The 1,817-nt window shown below is 36.0% G+C and carries 1 protein-coding gene; it reads right to left on the minus strand.

Going from position 1 to position 1,817, the window contains the following annotated elements; translation table 11 throughout:
• Positions 1 to 96 precede the first annotated feature (96 nt).
• A complete protein-coding gene (locus ACTJJ9_RS26145; RefSeq protein WP_145585428.1) occupies positions 97 to 1,671 on the minus strand; it encodes an IS1182 family transposase in 1,575 nt (524 codons plus the stop codon).
• Positions 1,672 to 1,817: the final 146 nt, after the last annotated feature.

Genomic DNA, 1,817 nt, shown 5'->3' on the forward strand with positions numbered 1-1,817 from the left:
AAGAGGCTGGGACATAACTAGCTCTAAATAGTGAGAAAGGTGAATTTGAGGGTACTCAAATTCACCTTTCTCTATTTTTTTGTGTGAAATACTCCATTACACTACTTGTTTGGCAGTGAATTTTCTTAAATTCACTGCCATTAACGCGAGGCCCATTTCGTTCTCTACCTTCGATTTTCCTCGTACAGAAAATCGAGTGAAACGCAAATTAGCCTTCAAGAATCCAAAAACTGGTTCCACATCGATTTTTCGTTTTCGATAGATGGCGCTCGTTTTCTCTTCTGAAAGCTTCACTCTTACATATTCTTTTTGCTTTTCCCATTTTTCATTCACCATCAGTTTTCGATTTTTGCCTTCTTTTGCTTTTGTACATGATGATCGGAATGGGCACCCCGAGCAGTCTTCGCACTCATAGATTTTGAACTTGCGTTGGAAGCCTGCACGGTCATTACGAACTGAATGGTATTGAAATTCAATGCGTTTTTGATTAGGGCATGTATATGTATCAGTTTCTTTATCATACTCCCAGTTGTTAGGGTTAAATTGATTTTGTTTGTACTTTTTCTTTTGTTCCTTCAAATACATGTTATACGTTATAAGGGCTTCTCTTTTTCTGTTCGTAAGGATATCATTAAAGTTTTGTTCACTACCATAACCTGCATCTGCGACAATATATTTCGGTATCTCGAAATAATGTTGCTCGATTTCATCTAGAAATGGAATTAACGTACGTGTATCTGTTGGGTTTGAAAATAAACTATAGGCAAGTGCGTATTGACCTTCCGTTGCGATTTGTACATTGTAACCAGCTTTCAATTGCCCGTTTTGCATATAATCATCTTTCATTCGCATAAACGTCGCATCTGGATCGGTTTTAGAATAGCTATTACGCGTGCCAAAGATTTCAAAATCTCGTTGGTATTTCTGTTTTCGAATGACAAAATCAATTAACTGTTTACGCACTTGCTTCGGGTATTTACGTTCACTTCTTAAGGCTTTTCGTTCAGAAATGTCTGATGATGTTTCAAGTTGTTTATCATATTCGGTTACGACATCATCCACTTTTTGAACCAATTGAGCGAGTTCTTCCAATGACAACTGTTCATCGCTTTCACGTTCAATTTCAGGTATGATTTCGTTCTCTAGTAGCTCATTGTACAGCTGGTTTGACTTTTCAATTAAACTTTGATGATATTTCTCAATCGATTTCTTCCAGACAAACGTAAATTTATTTGCATTTGCTTCAATCTTTGTACCATCGATAAAAATTGCTTCTTGATCAATAAGTTTTTCTTCTATCAATTGGCAACGGAATTGGATGAAACATTGACGAATTAATTCTTTCACTTCTGAATGAACACGGAATCTATTGATTGTGCGGTAGCTTGGTTTATACCCTTGAGCTAGCCACATCATTCGTATACTGTCTTTTAATAGGGCCTCAATTTTGCGCCCTGAGAAGACAGATTGTGTGTAGGCACATAGAATAATTTTAAGCATCATGCGTGGATGATAGGCAGGACAGCCCTCATTTCGCAGAAATGGTTCGAAGGCTTCATGAGGGATACTTTCAACCAAATGATGGATATGGAAGGCAATATCATTATTTTGTAATTTCACTTCTAAATTTAAAGGCAAAATTAATTGATTCATGGTATAATCTTTAAACATAAGGACACTTCTTTCTTTTAAATTTTGTGTGGTAACTTAATTTTAACAGAAAGTGTCCTTTTTTAAATGCAAAAATTAAAGCCGATGACATTTTACTTTCGTAAAATGCCACCGGCTTTTTCATTTGAAAAGGTAGGGTTTTGTCC

Source organism: Metabacillus sp. 22489 (genome assembly GCF_052044855.1).
GTDB classification, from domain to species: Bacteria; Bacillota; Bacilli; order Bacillales; family Bacillaceae; genus Metabacillus; species Metabacillus niabensis.

Bases quoted from the DNA above. Each gene is read 5' to 3' on its own strand.
- ACTJJ9_RS26145 (WP_145585428.1), bottom strand. From the start codon at position 1,671: ATGTTTAAAGATTATACCATGAATCAATTAATTTTGCCTTTAAATTTA.